The organism is Chryseobacterium tagetis, from assembly GCF_016735585.2.
Classification (GTDB): Bacteria; Bacteroidota; Bacteroidia; order Flavobacteriales; family Weeksellaceae; genus Chryseobacterium; species Chryseobacterium tagetis.
The window spans coordinates 37,059-57,838 of record NZ_JAERSE020000003.1; the positions used below are offsets into that span (position 1 = coordinate 37,059).

Sequence of the window (20,780 nt, forward strand, 5' to 3'; positions counted from 1 at the left end):
AAAGAATCGTAGAACTACTACAAAATTTGAAATTCATGTTTAAAAGTTTTTGAGATCAGATTGCTGGTTCTATCTTTGTCTCATATTAATCACCAAATCACGAAATATTAACAATTAAAATTTACAGATCATGGCAGCAAATTCAAGAGGAATTTTAAAATTCAACAATGGAGAAGGTCAAAAATTATTAAAGCTGAACTACAGCGTATCAAGATCCACAGATGTTTCAGGTAGAGTAGCTTCAGATCCTTCTAACGCAATTATCAAACTTACTGTAGAAGCAACGGAGAAATCTGATATTCTGGAAAGCCTATTAAACGGGAAATATAAACCGACAAGCGGGGAAATTACTTTCAACAAATCTCACGAAGAAGGAACTCTGATTACTCTGAACTGGGAAAACGGATATGTAATTGAGCATGAAGTAGACTTTGATGCAGTAGACGAAAACTCAATGCTGATCAGTTTTACGGTAAGTGCAGAGAAAATCAATTATGGTAATTCTGCTTACGAAGGACTTTGGCCTTCTGCTTAACAATACAATACACACCACATCATCAACATTCATAAAAAGAGACTGTCTATTGTAGGCAGTCTTTTCTATGATAAAAGGTTATTAGTGATATAAAAAAGACTTCCCGTTTCTTCGAGAAGTCTTTATGGGATAAGTATTATTTCACAATGAATTTTAAGGTAGTCTGATCCAATTTTAAAATATAAACTCCCTGCTCAAGATTCTTGATTCTAATTGAATTTCTGGTGTTCTTAAAAGGCTGATTAATGCTCTGCATCAGTTTCCCCTGAAGATTATAGATCTCTGCTTTCTGAATACTTCCTGTATCCCCTTTTACAAAAATCTCCTGATTAGAAATAGGATTCTGAAAAATCTGTAACGTGGTGTTTTCAGTAGTTAAAACAGGTGAGATATTATTTGCCATTCTTGAAGCTCCTCCATAGCAGGTCCAGCTTAGATTATCGATGGCAACCCGATTACTGGCGGAGCTATTTACTAAAGTCACGACTACATTTCCTGAAGTATTGATATTGTTGATTGTTGTAGTAGTTGCAGTTGTACTATAAGGAACAGTTCCTACTGTTACTCCGTTTACCTGAACATTGAATGTTCCGTTGGTTCCTGTAAATTTCAACTGAGTGGTTACTGTAAGTGACCAGATTCCGTTTGCCGAAGTACTGGATTTCAAAGAACCGTCTCTTACAGTAATGGCTTTGTTAGAAATGGTTTGATCAGTTCTTGCATCAGTGGCAGTCCATGTAATTCCGCTGTTTGTCCATGTTCTTGTTGAATACGAAGCAGAGCTTGCGGGGATGGTTTCAAAAGTTTCGTTCACGCAATTCGTTGTTGAAGTGGTGGTTCCTGCAGTTGTTCCCGAAACAGTTGAGCTGTTTGAAGAAGAATTTCCGGCAGCATCTTTTGCTACAACATAAAAGCTGTAAGTGGTAGAAGCAGATAGTCCTGAAATGGTTGCTGATGCGGAACTTACAGTCGTTTTCAGACTCCCGTTCATATAAACATTATAAGAAGTTACTCCTACATTATCTGTTGAAGCATTCCACGAAAGAGAAATACTGCTTGATGTCGTTCCTGAAACAGAAAGTCCTGTCGCGGCAGTTGGAGCTTGCGTATCTGCAGCAGGTTGCTGAGATCCCCAAATTAAATCCACATATCCCGGATTATCAATAAAAGGGTTCCTGTTTCCCTGATAAGTATACGATGCATTGTTTCTGTTGATTTCTGCCTGAGAAACAGGATCCTGATTATGCCATGCCAATAAAACATTCAGTTCCCAGGTTTGTAATCCCGGATAAGTGGAACTTCCCAACATATCTCCAGAAGTAAAAGATGAAAGCTTACTTTGATAACGAGTGACAAAATAAAATATCATTCTTGCCACATCCCCTTTAAACTCATCAATAGGTTCAAAAACAGTTCCCGAATATCCTGAAGAAGCAGAATTTCCAAGTTTTGAACCGTTTTTAGAAGTAAAAGTAGCTGTTCCTACCTTTCCAAAAGGATAATTGGATCTCATTCCGTTTACTTTTCCGTCAGTAGCTCTGATGAAATGAATGTCAGCAACCATCGGTGAAGCCTCATTAAATAAACTTTGTGGAATAATGTGTTCCCTGTTGTAGCAGTTTCCTTCCACAGAATACGTTCCACACTGATTAGTTACCGGAGTATATTTGTAAGGATCAGTAGTGGTTGGTTTCTCAGAGTAAATATCTAAAATAGAACCGTCATTTTCATAATTTTTATCAATATCAGTGGTTTTATATCCGGTCCACAATCCGTTGTATCCTTTATCTTGATGTCCGTTGGTGATGATCGTACTTAATGCGGTTTTCAGACTTGCACCTGTTAATCCATTCGCTGAATTGTAATATCCGGAAGGAGCCTGGGCAGTTGCTAAAGAAGCAAAACCCAGAAAAAAGAAAATCTTTTTCATATAATTTATTTTTTGGTAAGGTTAATATAATTTTATTACTATTAAATTACAAAATTGTTAATATTTTACAATATTTATTTTAAATTTTTAATAGAAATAAGATTTTATTGTTGATAAAAATCATATAAAATTAATATTGCTGAATCTAATGGAATGTATAATTTCGTGTTATTATTTTTATTTAGAATGATTAAAAATTTACTTACTAAAAAATGCTTACCCATAATCAGTACTTTTTGTGGGGTTTTATTCTTCAATGCACAATGCAATCCGGTAGCTGAATTTTCAGAAAATTTTGATGCGTACTCCTGCTGTACAATGGGAGTTGTACCTACCTGCTGGAACAGCATAAGGCTGAATAATGCAAGCCAGATTATTTCAAGTACGCAACCTGCATCAGGAACCAGCCAGATCTATCAGTTCGGATATGGGACAGGAACAATCTCTATCGTAGTAATGCCTCCGGTTTCAAATATCAATGCAGGAACTCATCAGTTCAGGGTGAAGATGAAGGCAAATTCTGCAGGTTATCTTGAATTCGGATATGTTACAGATCCTGCAGATGCCAATACTTTTGTTGTTCTTCAGCCTATCAATATCAATAATACAAGTTATACCGATAGTGCAGCAGAAAGAATCTTCACAGTTCCAACTACAGTTCCTTCAGGAGCGAGACTGGCAATCAGAAATCCGGGAACTTCTTTTGCAGGGCATTATTGGGACGATGCAGTTTGGGAACAAATTCAGAATTTGTCAACTGCTGAAAATAATATTCAATCAGGAATAGGAATTTATCCAAATCCATTTAATGATGTATTAAATATTTCAGATACTAAAGATCTGATAAAAGTTTCCGTTACTGATGCTTCAGGAAGGCTGATCAAAACTCTGGAAAAACCATCCGCAGCAATACAATTGTCAGACTTGGAAAAAGGAGTGTATTTTGTGACCTTACACTTTAAAAACGGAACGAATAAGTCGTTCAAATCAATCAAAAACTAATTTTTTTTAAATTTCCTCTGAAAAGGCTGTTGATCTGTCGACAGCCTTTTCTCTTGGTAACATGCAACAAAAAGCCGACACAAAGTTTGCATCGGCTTTTAATATATTTGATTGATTTAAATCTATTTTCTCTGTGGAGGATAATTTTTCATAATTTCCGCCATGATTTCCGGGATTTGTTTTTGCTTAGCTTTTGGTCTGTCTACAGAAATTCCGCTTCCTATTCCCTGCCAAACCAATTTGCTTGTTCTTGCATCTACCAAATCAACGATAATTGCTCCTTCATTATAATTGCTGGTCCAGGTTCTGTTCATTCCAATACCCCATCCGAAAGAACCACCCCAACCGTACATTCCGTAAGGAGAATTGCTTGTAATGTCGGTGATTTTTTTATGGTTTGCTTTTACATTTACGATCAAATCTGGATTTTCTCCGGACTGAAGACCTTTGCTTTGAAGCTGTCTCGACAATTCATTCAAAACCCTGTCTTTATCAATGTCATTTAATTTTAAATCATCAATTCTTAATTTATAAGTTTTATATGAAGTAAAATTTGCTGTATCAGCATAATCAGAACGTACGTTGAATGGACTACAAGATGTTAAACCCAACGTAGCCGCGGCTAACAAAATAAAAATATATTTTTTCATTTTATTTATTTTTTTTATCGTTTTTAATGAATGTATCGGTCTTTTTATCGTATCCATAAGGACAATGTCTACAGCCACTTTTACAGCAATGTCCTCTTTTCAGATGAAATTTTTCTGTAAAAACCTTGTACCCCTGTTCGTTGTAGTAAAAGTCTTCACCTTCTTTGATGTCAAAAAGTGCCATAGGTTAAATCTCTAAGTTAAAAAAACTTATATTTGTTAATATGATAATTATATGCCAAAAGCCTTTAAAAAGATTAAAAATTAATGGCATTGCTCTCTTTCCCTTTATCTTCATTAGGAAATTCGAAGATAAACAAAATAATATACTTATCAATCATGAAAAAATCCATTTAAGACAACAATTGGAGCTTTTAGTGATTTTTTTCTATATTTTTTACATACTTGAATACTATTACTGGTTGTTGAAGCTCAAAAATAAAGATTTGGCGTACAGAAGAATCTCTTTTGAAAGGGAAGCTTATTCCAATGAATTAGACTTAAATTATCTCAAAAAAAGAAAATTCTGGAGCTTCAGGAAATATTTGTAAACGGTTTGGGGTAATGTTTTTTGTTTAAAATTTATTAGCGTAAACAAAACTAGTTTCCACAAAAAGTATATTAAAAATTTCCAAAAACATCAGCGTAATCCATGAAATCTGCGAGAGAACACGTAATAAAATCTGGAAAATATAAAAACACTAATTTTGTAAACACGATTTAAGCTAAAGAATGCTACTACAGCCTCCCATACAAAATATCCCGATTCAGGAAATCTCTGTCAACAAAAAAGTGAAGCTCTTTATGAAAAGAGAAGACTTAATTCACCCTCAAATTTCGGGAAACAAGTATTGGAAACTCTTCTTTAATATCAATCAATATTTAGAGAAAAATCCTGAAAATCCATCTATCATAACTTTTGGAGGGGCTTTTTCAAATCATATTTCTGCGGTTTCTGCAGTGGGAAATTTGGTTAAGATTCCAACATTGGGAATGATTCGTGGAGAAGAGCTACAAAATAAGTGGTGTAACAATCCGACTTTAGTTTTTGCCCATCAGAATGGGATGGATTTTAGATTTGTTACCCGAGAAGAGTACCGCGATAAAGAAAAACTTACCCAATATTTACAGAAAGAATTTCCCGAAGCATTGATTGTACCGGAAGGAGGAACAAATGAAGATGCCGTAAACGGGGTGAAAATGATGCTGAATGACGAAACAAAAGATTTTGATTATCTTTGCACGGCGGTCGGAACTGGAGGAACAATTGCAGGGATTTTAAAATTTAGTGAAGACAATCAGAAAGTTATAGGATTTAAGGCGGTAGACGATTCTTCATTGGAGAATAAAATATTTGAATTAACTTTGAAAAGAAATTTTGATCTAATAGATTCAAGTTTTGGCGGTTATGGTAAAATAAAAGATGAAAATATCCGTTTTATCAATGATTTTAAAGAGCGATACGGAATTCCTTTGGAACCGATTTATACAGGAAAAATGATGCAGAAGGTTTTTGAACTGATTGAAGAAGACTATTTTCCTGAAAACAGCAGGGTTTTGTGCTTTCATACCGGTGGATTGCAGGGGATTGAGGGAGCAAATCTGCTTTTACAAAAACAGAACAGAAAATTAATTATATAAAGTAAAATTGAAAAACATGAAAAGACTTTTCTTACTAATTAGCCTTTTAGTTTTATCAAAATTCTCAGCTCAGACCTGGGCGACCGAAGACCAATATATCCAAAAATTTGCAAAATATGCGGTAGAGGAGATGGAAAAATATAAAATTCCGGCTTCTATCACTCTTGCGCAGGGACTTTTGGAAACCGGAGGCGGACAAAGCAGACTGGCTCTGGAAGGAAAAAACCATTTCGGAATAAAGTGTAAAGAAGATTGGACGGGGAAAACAATGAAACATACGGATGATGCTCCCAATGAGTGTTTTCGTGTATATGAAGATCCGAGGCAATCTTACGAAGATCACTCCATATTTTTAGCGACAAGGAAATATTATGCAAATCTTTTCAATCTGGATATGAAAGATTACAAAGCATGGGCAACAGGTTTGAAAAAAGCAGGGTATGCAACGAATCCTCGTTATGCTTCGATCCTGATCGGGAAAATTGAAAGATATAAGTTATACGAATTTGATGATACTAACTCTAAAGAAGTTCTGTATGCAGTCCTAAAAATGTATCCCGATCTGAAAGATGACCGGACTTTTATGGCGCAGCTTGAACCTTCAAAGGCGATAAAAAAATCAAAAGAGCCGGTTACAGTAGAAGTTCCTTATAAGCCGACCTCTTATGCTCAGCAACAGAAAAGAGTAGAGAGGATTAAAACAAAAGCTGAAATCCTTAATTCAATTTTGATTAAAAGCCATCCTAATGACGGGTTGAAATATATCATCATTCCTGAAGATACCAATGTGCAATTCATTGCCAATAAATTTAAAGTAAGCGAAAGCAAACTTTTAAAATGGAATGAATTAGAAACAGATGTTTTACACAAAAACGATATTGTTTTCCTAGAATCTAAAAACTCAGATGGAAATACGGCGACTTACAAAGCCGAATCTGGGGAAGATATGCATGATATCGCTCAGAAATTCGGAATTAAATTGAATAAATTATATGCTAAAAACAGAATGGATGAAGGCCAAAAACCTTCTGCAGGACAGCTGATTTATTTGATTGATAAAAAACCCAGAAATTAATTTAATTTATATATTGGTGATTGCTAGTTGATGGTTAAATATATTGGCCACTGACTAGCAATTGTTAATTTTACTGATAAAGATATGAGATACCAAAGAAGTTCAGCTTTATTTGATGAAGCTTACAAATACATTCCGGGTGGAGTAAATTCTCCGGTTCGTGCGTTCAAATCGGTGGGAGGAGTTCCTGTTTTTATGAAATCTGCCAAAGGAGCTTACCTTACAGATGCTGATGATAATACGTACGTTGATTATATAAATTCTTGGGGACCTGCCATTTTAGGACATACTCATCCCGAAGTTTTGGAAGAGTTAAAAATTCAGGCAGAGAAAGGTTTTTCTTTCGGTGCTCCTACAGAATTAGAAACTGAGATCGCAAAATTCATTACAGAAAATATTCCTAATATCGACCAGATCAGAATGGTTTCTTCGGGAACGGAAGCTTGTATGAGTGCTATCAGACTGGCGAGAGGTTTTACGGGAAGAGATAAATTCATAAAATTTGAAGGTTGCTATCACGGTCACTCAGATTCATTTTTGATCAAGGCGGGAAGTGGTGCTGCTACTTTTGGAAATCCGAATTCTCCGGGCGTCACTGCGGGAACGGCAAAAGATACTTTATTAGCAAGATATAACGATTTTGAACAGGTTGAAGATTTGTTCAGACACAACCAGGGTGAAATTGCAGCTGTAATTATCGAGCCTGTTGCCGGAAATATGGGATGTGTTCTTCCTGAAAATGAATTCCTTCAAAAACTAAGAAAAATCTGTGATGAGAACGGAGCTTTATTAATCTTTGATGAGGTAATGACCGGTTTCAGATTGGCTTTTGGTGGAGCTCAGGAACTTTTCAATGTAAAAGCGGATTTGGTGACTTATGGGAAGGTAATCGGAGGCGGACTTCCGGTGGGAGCTTTTGCTGGAAGAAACGAAATTATGGATCACTTAGCACCTAAAGGTGGAGTTTATCAGGCTGGAACTTTAAGTGGAAATCCTTTGGCAATGAGAGCAGGTTTGAAGACTTTACAGATCATCAAAAACGATCCTGAATTTTTCAATAGATTGGCAAAAACTACAGAAACTTTAGATTTTGAAATCGGAAAGATTTTAAATGAAAAAGGAATTGCACATAGAATCAACAGAAAAGGATCAATGATGTCTGTATTTTTCCATATCAACAGGGTTTCTAATTTTGATGAAGCTCAGAATGCTAATCATTCATTGTTTAATAATTTCTTCCATCAGTTATTACAAAACGGAATTTATCTTCCGCCAAGTGGTTATGAAACGTATTTCATCAGCGATGCGATAAAAGACCGAGAAATTGATATGACGCTGGAAGCAGTCAGAAAATTTGAATATTCGAATTAAGATAAAAATTAAAAGGATAAGGGTTGTCATATAAAGGCAACCTTTTCCATAAATCAGGAAATATATTTTTCTTGATTTAGTAAAATCATTCAGCAAAATCATAATTTGCTATTACTAGGAAAGCTAAAAAAGCTTTCCTATTTTATTTCCAAAAGCTTCATTTTGTGATGTTTATTTGTTGAGCAAGGAGTAAAACTTAGCTTGAGAATTAAAAAAAGTTAAATAATTTACCCATAAGTGAATTATTTTACATATTTTCGAAAAGTATTCTATTATAGATAGGATACTAGTAATCATCACCAAATCGTTATATGAGAAATACAATTTTATTCAAATTGGATAGAGAAAAACTGTATCTAATTTTTAATACCTATCTACTTTCCTTTAAACCTATTATAGACAAACAGCATTGGTCTGTGCTATTCCTGCCTCGATAAGTTATTTTGTATTTAATCGTCAGAAAAAATCTTTTAATAAAGGCTTTCGGAAATGTATTATTTTCTTGATCGTATCTCTCCTGATAAGATTGGAGAAATACAAGTTCTTCTTAATGAAAATATAAATCCCTAATTCTTAGATTTTCAATGAATACAAAAAAATACACTTCTTTTTTCATTAAATATTTTTATCCCATGAACTTAATGGCTGACAAAATGATGATTTTGATGAAAGAAAAAACATAAAATAATAAACAGGTTATAAACAAACAGATATTTTAAAATTATTAATCACAAAAATTAAAAAAATCATGAAAAGAATTGCATTTATTGCATTAGTTGGCTGTACGCTCATGACGAGTTGCCAAAATGAACAAAGACAAGTTGTAGAAACACCAGAAACAGTAGAAAGCCTTAAAAATGATGTGGTTACCAATTTTGAGAGTGCTTTAAAAGCTATTAGCAAAGGAGGTGAAAGATATGTTGGCCGCGATAAGTTACTTAATGAAGAAGGTATTAAGATTTTATTACCTGTCGCTACCCAACTGGTTTTAGAAAAAGGGATGTCTGAGACAGAATTGCAAAAACTGAATAAAAGAGACGTAATAGAAAAAGGTCTCAGAGTTTATCAGGAAAATATCAAAATATATAGAACAAAAGTAAAATCTAATAATTAAAATATGACTATGAAAAAACTATTAACACTTTTGCTGGCATCAGGTACAATTTATTTTATGAATGCTCAAGGTCCTCCATATGCTACAACCGATGAAATGCAGATTCTGAATTATAGTAGATTTATAATGGGTGGGCACGTTAGTGCTACTAATAACGGTTCTTTTCCTGCGTTGAGCGGTCCATTTAATGATAATGTCTATCCAGTTGGGGATCCACTTGGGCGTAATATAACTTCTTATAGAAAATATATGAATTCTCAACTGTCAACTGTTCCCATAAATAATTGGTGGGTGGCAACAGCAGCTACAACCAATTATCTTACTTTAGCATCTGCAAGTCCTGCATTAAATACTCCATTTGGAACTTTAACTGGGTGGGGAGGTATGCAAGTGGAATATTGGGATCCTAATGATCCTTCGGCACAAGGAGGATTTACCGTGAATTATGATGTAAGAATAGAAGTAATCGGTGGAACGCATATGATACTCACTTACCCAATGACATATTCTGATCCTAATATATCTGTAACTTCTTTTTATACAGGTGGAACGAATAATGATTATATTGTAGTGATATCCTAAAAATAGTCTAATTTTTTTAGAACAAGCAAAGTAAAAAAGAATACTTTTTCAAGGAGAAGTATTCTTTTTTATCTTAAGATGATCTTAAATCTTTTTTGACAAAGAGGAAATTTATTTCTAATAAATCGTACAGACAATACAATAATTCGTACCCGTTATTCATTTTCGTTCTTTCTAAATTTGTTGTAAATAATTTGGAAATGAACAATTCAAGCGGCATATCACGAAAAGATTTTCTTAAAAATTCAGCTTTGGCAATGGCAGGACTGGCTTTACCTTCAAATTGGTTGGGAGCAACTTCAATTTTTAATGATGCCACTATTTCTTCAAAAGAAAAATTAGCTTTAAAAAATGTTCGTCTTGAAACAGGCTTTGAATATGAAGAAGGTGAAGTGATTGCTACAAAGACCGATTTATTTTATATTGAAATTGAAAACGGAAAAATTATCAAGATTTCTCCTAATCAGCCTAATGCAAAAGCGATTGATGCAAAAGGATTTTTGATGCTTCCTGCTTTCAAAGATATGCATATTCATTTAGATAAAACTTTTTATGGTGATAAATGGCAGGCTGTTAGAAAGAGAACCGGCGGAGTAAAAGGAATGATCGCTCTGGAGCAGCAAATGATGCCAGAATTGTTGAAGAACTCAACGTTCAAGGCGGAAAAAATGATCGAATTATTACAGTCGAAAGGAACTTCTTTTGCAAGAAGCCATGTAAATATTGAACCTACTTCCAAATTAGACTCTTTAAAAAATCTACAGAAAGCTTTAGAACATAAAAAGAAAACTTTCGGAGCCGAATTGGTTGCTTTTCCGCAGCATGGAGTTTTTTATACGGATTCTGTTCCGTATCTGAAGGAAGCGGCAAAAATGGATATTGATTTTATCGGTGGAGTAGATCCTTTTACAATTGACGGAGCGATAGAAAAAACAATGGATTTTACCGTTCAGCTGGCTTTAGACCACAAAAAGGGAATTGATATTCATTTGCATGAAAGTGGGGAATCCGGTTTGAAAACGGTTGAATATTTAATTGATAAAGTCAACGAAAATCCTTCGTTGAAAGGAAAAACCTACTTAAGTCATTGTTTCGTTTTAGGTAAACTGGAGAAAACAAAACAGGAAGAAGTTGCAGAAAAATTAGGCAATGCAGAAATTGGAATTGTTTCTACGATTCCTTTTGGGAGCTTAGTTATGCCTATTCCAACTCTGTATAAATATAATGTAAAGGTATTGACGGGAAATGACAGCATTGTCGATCACTGGAATACTTTCGGAACAGGAAGTGTATTGCAAAAAGCTAATCTAATGGCGCAATTGTACGGCCAGTCTACAGAATTTTTATTATCGAGAAGTCTAAAACTGGCGACGGCAAATATTTTACCGTTGGATGATAAAGGAAATCAGCAATGGCCGAAAGTTGGAGATGATGCAGATTTGGTATTCTTACAGGCAAGCTGTTCTGCAGAAGCTGTTTCAAGAATTTCTAATGTGGAATCGCTGATCCATCAGGGGAATATTGTGTTTTAAGAAGAAAATTTCATTTTGATAAAATTTACGTATTTTAGGGTAAATTATTACAGAATGAGCCATCAGTCAGATTATTTTCCGATTCTCGGAATTCATGAATTTGCAGAAAAACAGTCTAAAGGTTGCGATCTGCTTTTTAATGAGCTGAGTGGTGAAAGACGGATTGATGAGCCTCATAAGCATGATTTTTTTATCATTAATCTTTTTGAAAAAGGAAAAGGAATACACATTATCGATTTTGTGGAATATACAATTGATGATCATCAGGTTCATCTGGTGTTTCCGGATCAGGTTCATCAATGGACGATTGAAAAAGAAACGATTGGGTATCAATTAATGATCAGTAGAGAATGGTATGAAAGTTTTCTTCCTGCTTTACGGTTTTCTTCGTCTTATTATTTTCAACATCCTGCTTTTACGGTTTCGAAGGAAATATATGAATTGTTACTGCATGAATTTCAGGCTATCAAGAAGGAACTCGGTGAGGAGAAAGTATTCTGGGAACTGATTCAGAAAAGAAGTGAGCTTATCGGGTTATTAGTAAGTAAATCGGTGGAAGGTACTTTTAAAGATTTTGAAATTTACAATTCGAATCCGATCATTTCCAAATTTTTAAATTTAATTAATGAACACTTCAAATCGGAACGTTTAGTTTCTTTTTATGCAGATAAATTGAATATTTCAGCCAATTACCTCAATATTGTCTGTAAGAAAAGCCTTAATGTTTCGGCTTCTTCATTAATTCAGGACAGGATTTTGCTTGAAGCAAAACGTCTGCTGAAAGTTTCTGAAATGTCAGTAAAAGATATTGTTTATGATCTGGGTTTTTACGATCATGCCAGTTTTTCTAAATTCTTCAAAGCGCAAACCGGAATGACGCCATCACAGTTCAAAGAATGATCTGTACAGAATAAGACATGAATTGTACTCCTGTTTAAAATTCTGCCAGCGTAACTTTGTATGACTAAATGAGAGTTATGCAATCATCTTATCAAGCTATAGCAAAAGGAAATTACTGGTTAAAAAACGTCCGTTTGGAGACGGGTTTCGAATATGATAATGAAGATGTAATTAGGACAAAAACAGAACTGTTTTCTATTGAAATTGAAGATGGGAAAATAAAATCAATCAATCCAAACGATTCCAATTTAAAGGCAATAGATGCAAAAGGCAAACTGATGCTTCCTGCATTTAAGGATATGCATATTCATCTGGATAAAACGTTGTATGGACTTCCGTGGCAAGCGCTTTCACCCAAAAGAAGAACGGTAAAGGATATGATTGCCTACGAACAGGAAATCATTCCTGAGCTTTTGAAAACTTCAGTGGAAAGAGCAGAACAGCTCATTGATCTGTTACAAAACTACGGGACAAATTTTGCAAGAACGCATTTTAATATTGATCCTACTTCAGGGCTGAAATCATTAGAGAATTTAGAAAAAGCATTAGAAAATAAGAAAGATTCATTCAGTGCGGAGCTGGTTGCCTTTCCGCAGCATGGTGTTTATTATACGAAGTCGGCTCCTTTGATGGAGGAAGCGGCAAAGTTGAAAAGTGTAGGTTTCATTGGTGGGTTGGATCCTTTGAGCATTGACGGAAATATAGAAAAGGTATTGGATTTCACAATTCAATTGGCTTTGGACCATCATAAAGGAATTGATATTCATTTGCATGAAACCGGAGAATCGGGGATGAAAACAATCAATTATTTAATAGATAAAGCCATTGAAAATCCGGAGCTGCAAGGGAAAACTTTTGTGAGCCATGCGTTTGCTTTAGCCTATTTAAATAGAAACGAAGCACAAGAGATCGCTGAAAAATTAGCTGCTGCGAAAGTGGGGATCGCTTCTTCTGTGCCCTTCAGGGGGAAAGTAATGCCGATTCCTGTATTGAAAAAGTATGGAGTGAATGTTTTGATCGGAAATGATAATGTGCAGGATTACTGGAGTACATTCGGTTCAGGAAATATGCTGCAGAAAGCCAATTTAATTGCGGAACTATATGGCTACGAATCTGAATTTGAGCTTTCGAGGGCGTTGGAATTTGCAACTCAAAATAGGCTTCCGTTAAATAATAGAGGAGAGCAGCAATGGCCAAAAATCGGTGATGAAGCAAATGTAGTTTTAGTGGATGCAAGCTGTTCTGCAGAAGCGGTTTCGAGGATTTCGAATGTGGAAGGTTTGATGAATAAAGGAAATTTATTTTGGAAAAATTAAATATATATAGTTGAGTTTTTTTAATACTTGTTTTTATTAATGAAATAATCCATCCCGATGACGAGATGGATTATTTTTCAATTTGATATGAAGAAACTATTTACTATATATTATAAATTGTAGTTTGTCCAACCTGCATACCAAGTATCGTTAGCGTCTTTTACAGCACCTCTATACGTTACCGGGGTAAACCAGTTTGTTAATTTTGCGTGAGTAAATACACCACCAGTTAATAAAGCAGATCCTGCAGCAGGAGAGAAGTTTGGAGTAGTTCCTGCCGGAGCCCATGCTCCTGTTAATTTTACATCAGCTGTATAAGTCTGTAGAGTGTTTCCTCCCGCATTGAACCAGTTTGTAAGATCTGTTAAAGTGAAAGTTGTAGGAGTAGTTGTAGATCCTGCAAATTTTAACTGAGCTGTATTTCCTGCTAAAATATTGTTTTGGAAAACAAGACTTGATCCACCAATATTGTTGTCTGTTGGAGTACCTTTTGTAGCATCAATGAATAAACCTACAGGGTATCCTGTGAAAACAGAATTAAATATAGAGATTGAAGAATTTCTTCTGATCTGTAAAGCATTCTGGAACAAAACGTTGATTGTACCTGCATTGGTATTTGTGCTTGAAGAAGAGTTGATTGGACCAATAATTGTCATATTTGAGAATGTTGCTCCAGTTTGTGGCGTTAAAGAAGAACCATTTGCATCGTTATCAGATTCGAATGCATTTGATCCTGAAACGTCAGCAATCTGAGGGTCTCTTACCGCAATACCGAACTGAACTTTCCCTGAGAAACCGTTATCAGTATCAAAATCATCATCAAGACCTTTGTAAGCGATAAGGTGAGAACAGTTTACCGTTCCTCCGAACCATTCAAAGCTATCATCATTTGCATAAGCAACTTCTACATAATCTACAGTAGTACCGTTACCAACACCACCGAAAGTAATTCCGTTGATTTCTTTATCCGGTAAGAATGCATAACCTGCATATTCTACTCTTACATATTTTAAAACACCACTGTTGTCAGCAGCATTTGTACCACCGTAAAGACCAAGACCTTCAGTATTGTTGATACCACCTTCAATCTCTCCAATACCTGCTTGTCCGTTGTAAGAAGCGTTTGTAGGAGCAGATCCTAAGATTACTAAACCTGCCCAGTCTCCTCTTTTAGGACTTGGTTTTTCAGAAGTAAAGATAATTGGGTTGGCAGCAGTACCTTCTGCCATAATCTTACTTCCTCTTGTAATAATTAACGATCCGTTTTTATCAGCCTCACCAACGATTTTTGTTCCGGGCTCGATTGTTAAAGTAGCTCCGTTAGTTACATATACTAATCCTCTTAACTTATAAGTATTGTTAGCTTTAAGTGTAAGATTCGAAGTGATCTTTCCAGAAAGAATCAGGTTTTCAGTACTTCCGCTTCCTGAACCACCTTGAACTATAGTTTGTCCATCTTCTTCTATGTTTCTACATGCTGTTACAGTAGTTACTAAAGTACCAAGCATTAAAGAGTATAAAACAATTTTTTTCATGTTATAAGACTTATTTTTTATTAGATATTCAATTAAATTAATTAGAAGCTATATCCTAGAGTTAAGCTGATGTTTGTACCTGTTACTCTGTCTATAGCAAGTGCATCTGCACTGTCATATTTTTTGTTGTTGTTTAGATCGTGGTAGAATTTCGCGTGGCGGTTCAGGATATCTGAAACGTTAAGCTTAATTTCTCCTTTATTCTGCCAGATTTTTTTAGCAATCTGAAAATCAAGAAGAGGTCTTGGATTTTCCCAGATTGGTGGAACCTGGTCGTTTCCTACATAAAGGATTCTTCTTCCGATCATATTGAAAAGTACTGTTGAAGTCCAACCTGTTTTTTCAGTATCGTATTGAAGGCTTAAGTTCACAGTGTAAGGAGATTGTCCTTGCATTGGTCTGTTTGTTTTTGTTGCTTCGTCGGTTACTTTGTTTTTGATTAAAGCGAAGTTTCCACCCAATGTGAAGTTTTTAAGAGCACTGAAGAAATCAAGTTTTTTTCTGAATTCTAATTCAGCTCCGTAAGCATCAGCTTTATCTACATTTAAGTAGTTGAACGTGTTACTTGTTCCTGCACCTGATTGATTAAAATATAATTCGATCGGGTTTTTGAAGTTTTTATAAAAACCTGCTAATGAAAGGATTTCTCCGTTTCTTGGATACCATTCCCAACGAACGTCGGCATTGGTAATTTTAGTTCTTTGGATATTTTTGTTACCAACAACCGTAGCTCCTAAATCGAAATCATAATATGCTAATGGAGAAACTTCTCTAAATTCCGGTCTTACAACAGTCTGTGAACCTGCAACACGTAAATTCATGTTATTAGTTAACTTGAATGTCATGTTTAAAGCGGGTAAAAAGTCAGTAACACGAGTATTTACGAAACGGTCATCGCTTCTTTTTGTACTTCCAACCAATTGATCGAAGTTTTCAACTCTTAATCCCCAAACAGCTCTGAACCAAGGTGTAAAGTTGTTGTCCATCTGCAAATAGCCTGCATTTAGGATTGTATTCGCAATATATCTATACTGGTTTCCTGAGATTTCGTCGAAAGTGAATTTACTTCCATCAGTTCCAAAGTTTTCAGGGTTGAAAATAGTTTCGAAAGGTTGAGAAAGTAATCCTTGATTAAAACCTTGAAGTCTTACAGAAAAAGGTCTTGAGTTATAAATTCTGTCTTTCACCTGAAATAAATATCCACCTTTAATTGTTTGTTTTTGGCCTCCAAACATTTCAAAAGTTTTAGATAAATCACCTCCGGCATTGTATAAATAATCGCTAAGAGTAGAGTAGAATACACTTCCTGATTTTTGAGAAAGACCATTTGAAATCAAAGCCAAATAAGGGCTTCCGGTGATATCAGGATATTGATTGTATTGTAAACGCTGTAATAATGGAATATACTGATCCAAAATACCGAAACTTCCGTACCAGTTTAAAGTAATACCTCCTAAAGTATTAATTTTGTGTGTTCCGTTTAGAGTTGAATTATAGAAAGTAGTTTCTTTAAATCCAATTTCTCTTGCCATAATGTTGGTTCCGTTTACAGGATCGAATTCGAAATCTTTTCCTGTTCTGAAAGACATATGGTTTGTTGTATTGTTCGTAATGATATTCTTCAGGGAAATTTTGTTATTGCTGTTAAGCTTTAACGTTAGGTTTAATAAACCTCCTAAAATAACATCATTTTGATATTTTTCAGTATAATAATCAAAGTTGGTATCAGCTAAAGGACCGTTGATTGTGAAGAAACTGTTTGCTGTTTCAATTTTTCTCTTGTTGTTGCTGTAGTTTAAAACCGCAATAACTCCTAAATCCTTTCCGAAAAGTTTTGTATTGAAACCTCCGTCTAACTGTAAATTTACGTTTTCAGGATAACCAATAGAATTGTAGCCTAGGTTTTTTACATATTTTTGTCCGAATCCTGTTTTACTAGCATCATCCAAACTGCTGAATGCATTTTTTGCAGGCATACCATCAGGAAGTTTTCTTGATCCGTCATCAATTCCTAAGAAATCCCATTTTCCTCCTTTCTGCATTTTAAATTCATGCCCCATTGTGATAGAGTTTCCTCCTACACCAACTTGTGCATTGAAAAAATTCTTGCTCGGAATATCTTTAGTATTTACTTGGATCAATCCTCCTGCCCATTCACCACTGTATTCAGGGATGAAAGTCTTGTTGATAACAAGCGTTTCGATAACATTGGCTGGGAAAAGGTCAAAAGAGAAAGTCTTTCTGTCCGGTTCAGTACTTGATAACTGAATACCATTCAACATGGCTTGGTTATAACGGTCAGATAAACCTCTTACTACAATGTATCTTCCTTCGAATAAACTTACTCCGGATACTCTTTTCAGAACTTCTCCTGTATTTCTGTCCGGACTTCTTTTGATAGCTTCAACACCGATTACCTGTGAAACAACACCTGCATTTCTTTGTAATCCTATGGTAGAAGCAATAGTTTCTTTTTTTGCGCTGGATTTTATAACTACCCCTTCGATTTGTTTTTCTTTAGTAGAAGCTGGCTTATTCAAAACAATATCAAGATGAGTGTTTGCATCACCTTTTATAACAACTTCGCTGATCTCTTTTCTGTTGTATCCGTTGGAAGTTACTGTGATGATATAATTTGTTCCAGGAGGAAGGCTTAGAGAGTAGTTTCCGGAAATATCAGTTGTCACCTCCTGATTATTTACTTTTACCTTTACTCCTTCTATGGGAGTATTGTCTTTCTCGTCCAATACTCTACCTTCTAGAATCTGACTTTGTGCAAATGCGTAGCCAGCAGAAAACAAGGCAAGTAGCATAATGCTCTTGTGGATTTGTTTTTTCATTTTACTTTATCTTACTAAAATTCTTTCGCTGCAAAGGAATAAAAGATTGTCGGGGTTTATGGTTTAGTAAAATTTAAATTTTTCTTAACTAAATATTAAGAAAAGGAATTAATTGTTAACTTTATGTGAACGATAGCCGATTTGTTAATCTGTGCTTTAAAAATTATTAACTTTGACTCGTAAAAATTGAAAATGAACCAAAAGAAAATCCTCTTAATAGACGATGAACTGGATATTTTAGAGATTCTGTCTTACAACTTAGAAAAAGAAGGCTACGACATTTATACCGCTACCAATGGTAACGAAGGAATTGAAAAAGCCAAAGAAATTATCCCAGATCTTATCTTATTAGATGTAATGATGCCGGAAAAAGATGGTATCGAAACCTGTCAGGAACTTCGCAAAATAAAAGAACTTCAAAAAACATTAATTGTTTTCCTTTCTGCAAGAAGCGAAGAATTCTCACAACTAGCAGGTTTTCAAGCAGGAGCAAATGATTATATCGTAAAACTGATCAAGCCGAAAATTCTTACTTCTAAAGTAAATGCATTATTACAGCTGACTTCTCAGGTTTCTGATAATGCTAAATTGATTGAAATCGGGGATTTGGTAATCGACAAAGACAATTTTAGAGTTTCAAAAGCTGGGCAGCAGTTTTTATTACCTAAGAAAGAATTTGATTTGTTGTATCTTTTAGCTTCCAATACAGAAAAAGTATTCAAAAGAGAAGAAATTCTTGAAAAAGTTTGGGGAAATGATGTCATTGTAGGAGAAAGAACAATCGATGTGCACATCCGTAGACTAAGAGAAAAATTAGGAATTAATACCATTCAGACTTTAAAAGGAATCGGATATAAACTTATCGTTTAATCCGGAACTTTAGACATACAATTAATTATTAAATATTTGTAAAATTGAAATTTTACAGACTTACCCTCGCCACCTCTGGTTTACTTACAGTGGTGATGTTCCTCTTGGTCATCATTTTTGATTGGCTGAAGGATCTTTATGACCAGACCCCATTCTTCAGAATAGGACTTCTTATTTGTCTGGTTTTTATTTTTATTATCAACTATTTGGTGTTGGAACTGCTTTTTAATTATTATGGAAAAAAGCAGGTTCGTGGGCTTTCTCAGCTTTTACCTCAGGAAATTGTTCAGGACAACGATGAGAATATTACCATAAAAGAATTAGGAGAGCGTTTTTCAGATCTTAATCAGCAGAAGGTTACCGAAATTGACATGATGAAAGAAATGGAAAGCTATCGTAAAGAATACATCGGAAATGTTTCCCATGAGCTTAAAACACCTCTGTTTTCCATTCAGGGATATGTAGAAACATTAAGAGACGGAGGCGTAGATAATTTGACCATTCGGGATAAATATCTGGAAAGAATTGATAAATCTGTTGAAAGACTTATTGCGATTGTAACAGATTTGGATATGATTAATAGACTTGAAGCCGGGGAAATCAATCTTACCGTTTCCAGATTTGATGTGAATCTGCTTATCAAAGAGATTTTTGATCTGCTCGATCTTGAAGCAGAAAAACGCAATACCACATTACAGATTCAGACGTTGCATCCTCAGATTTTTGTAGATGCCGACAAACAGAAAATGTCTCAGGTTTTTATCAATTTAATTTCCAATGCGATTCATTATGCAAACAGGCAGGAAGCTAAAGTAGTGGTAAAAACAAGCATTCTGAAAAATAAAGTGCTCATAGAAGTTATAGATAACGGAATGGGGATAAAATCAGAATTATTGCCTAGAATTTTTGAGAGATTTTACCGTGTGGAAACCAGCAGAAGTAGAAGAGAAGGTGGTTCTGGTCTCGGATTGGCGATTGTGAAGCATATTCTGGAAGCTCACAACGAAAACATTACCGTAGAAAGTGTATATCTTGAAGGAACGAAGTTCAGTTTTATGCTCGAAAAAAGTAAATAGTTTCGGCAAAATGTAAGAAAAAAAAATATTTTAAAAAATTCTGAAATATTTTTTTGTCACATGTCATTTATTATATATTTGCAGCAGAGATTTATCGTAATAAAAAAGGCAAAAAGTAATTTAAAAACTGATATGGTTTACAAAATCCGCGTAATATTAGATGCGAAAGAAGATATTTTCCGTGATATCGAAGTTAAAGGAAAACAGACGCTATGGAACTTACATTTAGGAATTAAAAGTGCATTCAGCTTGCAGGGAGACGAGCTTTCAACTTTTAATTTACTTGAAGAAGATGGAACAATAGTAAAGAGTGTTCCGTTGGAAGATATGAGTGACGACGGTGATGGCGAAATTATGTCAGATGTGTACATTGATGAAGCCTTCGAAAGTGCAGGAGATAAAGCTCAGTTCCAGTACGGACTTTTAGATCTTTGGGAATTCTTCTGTGAGTTGGTTGAAGTGATTGACGAGACAAAAGGAGTTAATTATCCTATCACGGTATACAGATTTGGAAACGTTCCTTTAAAAGCTCCTAGCAAAAACGGTGCTTCAGGAGGCGGGAAGAAAAAATCGGCAATGCCTTTAATGGAGGATGATTTCGGTTTCGATGATGATTTTGGAGGAGGAAGCAACAACTTTGCGGATGAAGATGATGACAACTTTGATGATGAGGAAGAAGACTACAATGATGATGCTTTTGACGAAGAAGATGATAATGACGATGAAAGATAAAAAATAGCTAAAAAATAATACAGCCCTGAATGAAAATTCAGGGCTTTTTGTTGAATACACCGAATAAAAAAATATTTTA

At 34.9% G+C, this 20,780-nt stretch carries 19 protein-coding genes; 14 read left to right on the forward strand and 5 right to left on the reverse strand.

Going from position 1 to position 20,780, the window contains the following annotated elements; translation table 11 throughout:
• Positions 1–130: 130 nt before the first annotated feature.
• Positions 131–535 (forward strand): type VI secretion system tube protein TssD, encoded by a 405-nt coding sequence (gene tssD / locus JI747_RS10140; protein WP_225688320.1) that lies wholly within the window; start codon positions 131–133, stop codon positions 533–535.
• A 136-nt stretch (positions 536–671) separates the two neighbouring features.
• Here the strand turns inward: tssD and JI747_RS10145 are convergent, their stop codons facing one another.
• Positions 672–2,465 (reverse strand): endonuclease, encoded by a 1,794-nt coding sequence (locus JI747_RS10145; RefSeq protein WP_225688322.1) that lies wholly within the window; start codon positions 2,463–2,465, stop codon positions 672–674.
• A 186-nt stretch (positions 2,466–2,651) separates the two neighbouring features.
• Between JI747_RS10145 and JI747_RS10150 the strand changes: the two genes are divergently transcribed.
• Positions 2,652–3,467, forward strand: a complete 816-nt coding sequence (locus JI747_RS10150) for a T9SS type A sorting domain-containing protein (RefSeq protein ID WP_225688324.1) — start codon at positions 2,652–2,654, stop codon at positions 3,465–3,467.
• Between the two features lie 122 nt (positions 3,468–3,589).
• On the opposite strand, the gene JI747_RS10155 is transcribed toward JI747_RS10150, so the two are convergent.
• Both JI747_RS10155 and JI747_RS10160 read right to left on the reverse strand, forming a co-directional pair.
• Positions 3,590–4,117 carry a DUF4136 domain-containing protein gene (locus JI747_RS10155; protein WP_225688325.1) on the reverse strand — a complete coding sequence of 176 codons (528 nt, stop codon included), beginning with the start codon at positions 4,115–4,117 and terminating at the stop codon, positions 3,590–3,592.
• A 1-nt stretch (position 4,118) separates the two neighbouring features.
• Complete coding sequence (locus JI747_RS10160; protein WP_029294953.1) at positions 4,119–4,301, reverse strand: DUF5522 domain-containing protein; 183 nt, start codon at positions 4,299–4,301, stop codon at positions 4,119–4,121.
• Between the two features lie 40 nt (positions 4,302–4,341).
• Between JI747_RS10160 and JI747_RS10165 the strand changes: the two genes are divergently transcribed.
• The 9 genes from JI747_RS10165 (at position 4,342) to JI747_RS10205 (ending at position 13,648) form a co-directional block, all read left to right on the forward strand.
• Positions 4,342–4,668: a hypothetical protein gene (locus tag JI747_RS10165; RefSeq protein ID WP_225688326.1), complete on the forward strand. Its 327-nt coding sequence runs from the start codon at positions 4,342–4,344 to the stop codon at positions 4,666–4,668.
• A gap of 181 nt (positions 4,669–4,849) precedes the next feature.
• Positions 4,850–5,758, forward strand: coding sequence for a 1-aminocyclopropane-1-carboxylate deaminase/D-cysteine desulfhydrase (locus JI747_RS10170; RefSeq protein ID WP_225688327.1), 909 nt, complete (start codon positions 4,850–4,852; stop codon positions 5,756–5,758).
• A gap of 16 nt (positions 5,759–5,774) precedes the next feature.
• Positions 5,775–6,833, forward strand: a complete 1,059-nt coding sequence (locus JI747_RS10175; RefSeq protein WP_225688328.1) for a glucosaminidase domain-containing protein — start codon at positions 5,775–5,777, stop codon at positions 6,831–6,833.
• Positions 6,834–6,917: 84 nt separating this feature from the next.
• Positions 6,918–8,204, forward strand: a complete 1,287-nt coding sequence (gene hemL, locus JI747_RS10180) for a glutamate-1-semialdehyde 2,1-aminomutase (protein WP_225688329.1) — start codon at positions 6,918–6,920, stop codon at positions 8,202–8,204.
• A gap of 748 nt (positions 8,205–8,952) precedes the next feature.
• A complete protein-coding gene (locus JI747_RS10185; protein ID WP_225688330.1) occupies positions 8,953–9,318 on the forward strand; it encodes a hypothetical protein in 366 nt (121 codons plus the stop codon).
• Positions 9,319–9,375: 57 nt separating this feature from the next.
• On the forward strand, positions 9,376–9,900 hold the full coding sequence (locus JI747_RS10190; protein WP_225688331.1) for a hypothetical protein: 525 nt from the start codon (positions 9,376–9,378) through the stop codon (positions 9,898–9,900).
• Positions 9,901–10,100: 200 nt separating this feature from the next.
• Positions 10,101–11,432: an amidohydrolase gene (locus JI747_RS10195; protein ID WP_225688333.1), complete on the forward strand. Its 1,332-nt coding sequence runs from the start codon at positions 10,101–10,103 to the stop codon at positions 11,430–11,432.
• A gap of 54 nt (positions 11,433–11,486) precedes the next feature.
• Complete coding sequence (locus tag JI747_RS10200; protein WP_225688335.1) at positions 11,487–12,332, forward strand: AraC family transcriptional regulator; 846 nt, start codon at positions 11,487–11,489, stop codon at positions 12,330–12,332.
• A gap of 77 nt (positions 12,333–12,409) precedes the next feature.
• Positions 12,410–13,648, forward strand: a complete 1,239-nt coding sequence (locus tag JI747_RS10205; protein ID WP_225688338.1) for an amidohydrolase — start codon at positions 12,410–12,412, stop codon at positions 13,646–13,648.
• Between the two features lie 110 nt (positions 13,649–13,758).
• Here JI747_RS10205 and JI747_RS10210 read toward each other — a convergent pair whose 3' ends face one another.
• Together JI747_RS10210 and JI747_RS10215 are read right to left on the reverse strand one after the other, a co-directional pair.
• Complete coding sequence (locus JI747_RS10210) at positions 13,759–15,183, reverse strand: hypothetical protein (protein WP_225688339.1); 1,425 nt, start codon at positions 15,181–15,183, stop codon at positions 13,759–13,761.
• A 41-nt stretch (positions 15,184–15,224) separates the two neighbouring features.
• Positions 15,225–18,023: a TonB-dependent receptor domain-containing protein gene (locus tag JI747_RS10215; protein WP_225688340.1), complete on the reverse strand. Its 2,799-nt coding sequence runs from the start codon at positions 18,021–18,023 to the stop codon at positions 15,225–15,227.
• A gap of 192 nt (positions 18,024–18,215) precedes the next feature.
• Here JI747_RS10215 and JI747_RS10220 point away from each other — a divergent pair, with 192 nt between their 5' ends.
• From JI747_RS10220 to JI747_RS10230, 3 genes are all read left to right on the forward strand, one after another.
• Positions 18,216–18,893 carry a response regulator transcription factor gene (locus JI747_RS10220; protein ID WP_225688341.1) on the forward strand — a complete coding sequence of 226 codons (678 nt, stop codon included), beginning with the start codon at positions 18,216–18,218 and terminating at the stop codon, positions 18,891–18,893.
• Positions 18,894–18,937: 44 nt separating this feature from the next.
• On the forward strand, positions 18,938–19,969 hold the full coding sequence (locus JI747_RS10225; protein ID WP_225688342.1) for a sensor histidine kinase: 1,032 nt from the start codon (positions 18,938–18,940) through the stop codon (positions 19,967–19,969).
• A 132-nt stretch (positions 19,970–20,101) separates the two neighbouring features.
• On the forward strand, positions 20,102–20,701 hold the full coding sequence (locus JI747_RS10230) for a plasmid pRiA4b ORF-3 family protein (RefSeq protein WP_225688343.1): 600 nt from the start codon (positions 20,102–20,104) through the stop codon (positions 20,699–20,701).
• The last annotated feature ends 79 nt before the right edge of the window (positions 20,702–20,780 follow it).

Bases quoted from the DNA above. Each gene is read 5' to 3' on its own strand.
- JI747_RS10220 (WP_225688341.1), top strand. From the start codon at position 18,216: ATGAACCAAAAGAAAATCCTCTTAATAGACGATGAACTGGATATTTTA.
- JI747_RS10185 (WP_225688330.1), top strand. From the start codon at position 8,953: ATGAAAAGAATTGCATTTATTGCATTAGTTGGCTGTACGCTCATGACG.
- JI747_RS10160 (WP_029294953.1), bottom strand. From the start codon at position 4,301: ATGGCACTTTTTGACATCAAAGAAGGTGAAGACTTTTACTACAACGAA.
- JI747_RS10190 (WP_225688331.1), top strand. From the start codon at position 9,376: ATGAATGCTCAAGGTCCTCCATATGCTACAACCGATGAAATGCAGATT.
- JI747_RS10230 (WP_225688343.1), top strand. From the start codon at position 20,102: ATGGTTTACAAAATCCGCGTAATATTAGATGCGAAAGAAGATATTTTC.
- JI747_RS10145 (WP_225688322.1), bottom strand. From the start codon at position 2,465: ATGAAAAAGATTTTCTTTTTTCTGGGTTTTGCTTCTTTAGCAACTGCC.
- tssD (WP_225688320.1), top strand. From the start codon at position 131: ATGGCAGCAAATTCAAGAGGAATTTTAAAATTCAACAATGGAGAAGGT.
- JI747_RS10150 (WP_225688324.1), top strand. From the start codon at position 2,652: ATGATTAAAAATTTACTTACTAAAAAATGCTTACCCATAATCAGTACT.
- JI747_RS10215 (WP_225688340.1), bottom strand. From the start codon at position 18,023: ATGAAAAAACAAATCCACAAGAGCATTATGCTACTTGCCTTGTTTTCT.
- JI747_RS10175 (WP_225688328.1), top strand. From the start codon at position 5,775: ATGAAAAGACTTTTCTTACTAATTAGCCTTTTAGTTTTATCAAAATTC.
- JI747_RS10210 (WP_225688339.1), bottom strand. From the start codon at position 15,183: ATGAAAAAAATTGTTTTATACTCTTTAATGCTTGGTACTTTAGTAACT.
- JI747_RS10195 (WP_225688333.1), top strand. From the start codon at position 10,101: ATGAACAATTCAAGCGGCATATCACGAAAAGATTTTCTTAAAAATTCA.
- JI747_RS10155 (WP_225688325.1), bottom strand. From the start codon at position 4,117: ATGAAAAAATATATTTTTATTTTGTTAGCCGCGGCTACGTTGGGTTTA.
- hemL (WP_225688329.1), top strand. From the start codon at position 6,918: ATGAGATACCAAAGAAGTTCAGCTTTATTTGATGAAGCTTACAAATAC.
- JI747_RS10170 (WP_225688327.1), top strand. From the start codon at position 4,850: ATGCTACTACAGCCTCCCATACAAAATATCCCGATTCAGGAAATCTCT.
- JI747_RS10165 (WP_225688326.1), top strand. From the start codon at position 4,342: ATGATAATTATATGCCAAAAGCCTTTAAAAAGATTAAAAATTAATGGC.
- JI747_RS10200 (WP_225688335.1), top strand. From the start codon at position 11,487: ATGAGCCATCAGTCAGATTATTTTCCGATTCTCGGAATTCATGAATTT.
- JI747_RS10205 (WP_225688338.1), top strand. From the start codon at position 12,410: ATGCAATCATCTTATCAAGCTATAGCAAAAGGAAATTACTGGTTAAAA.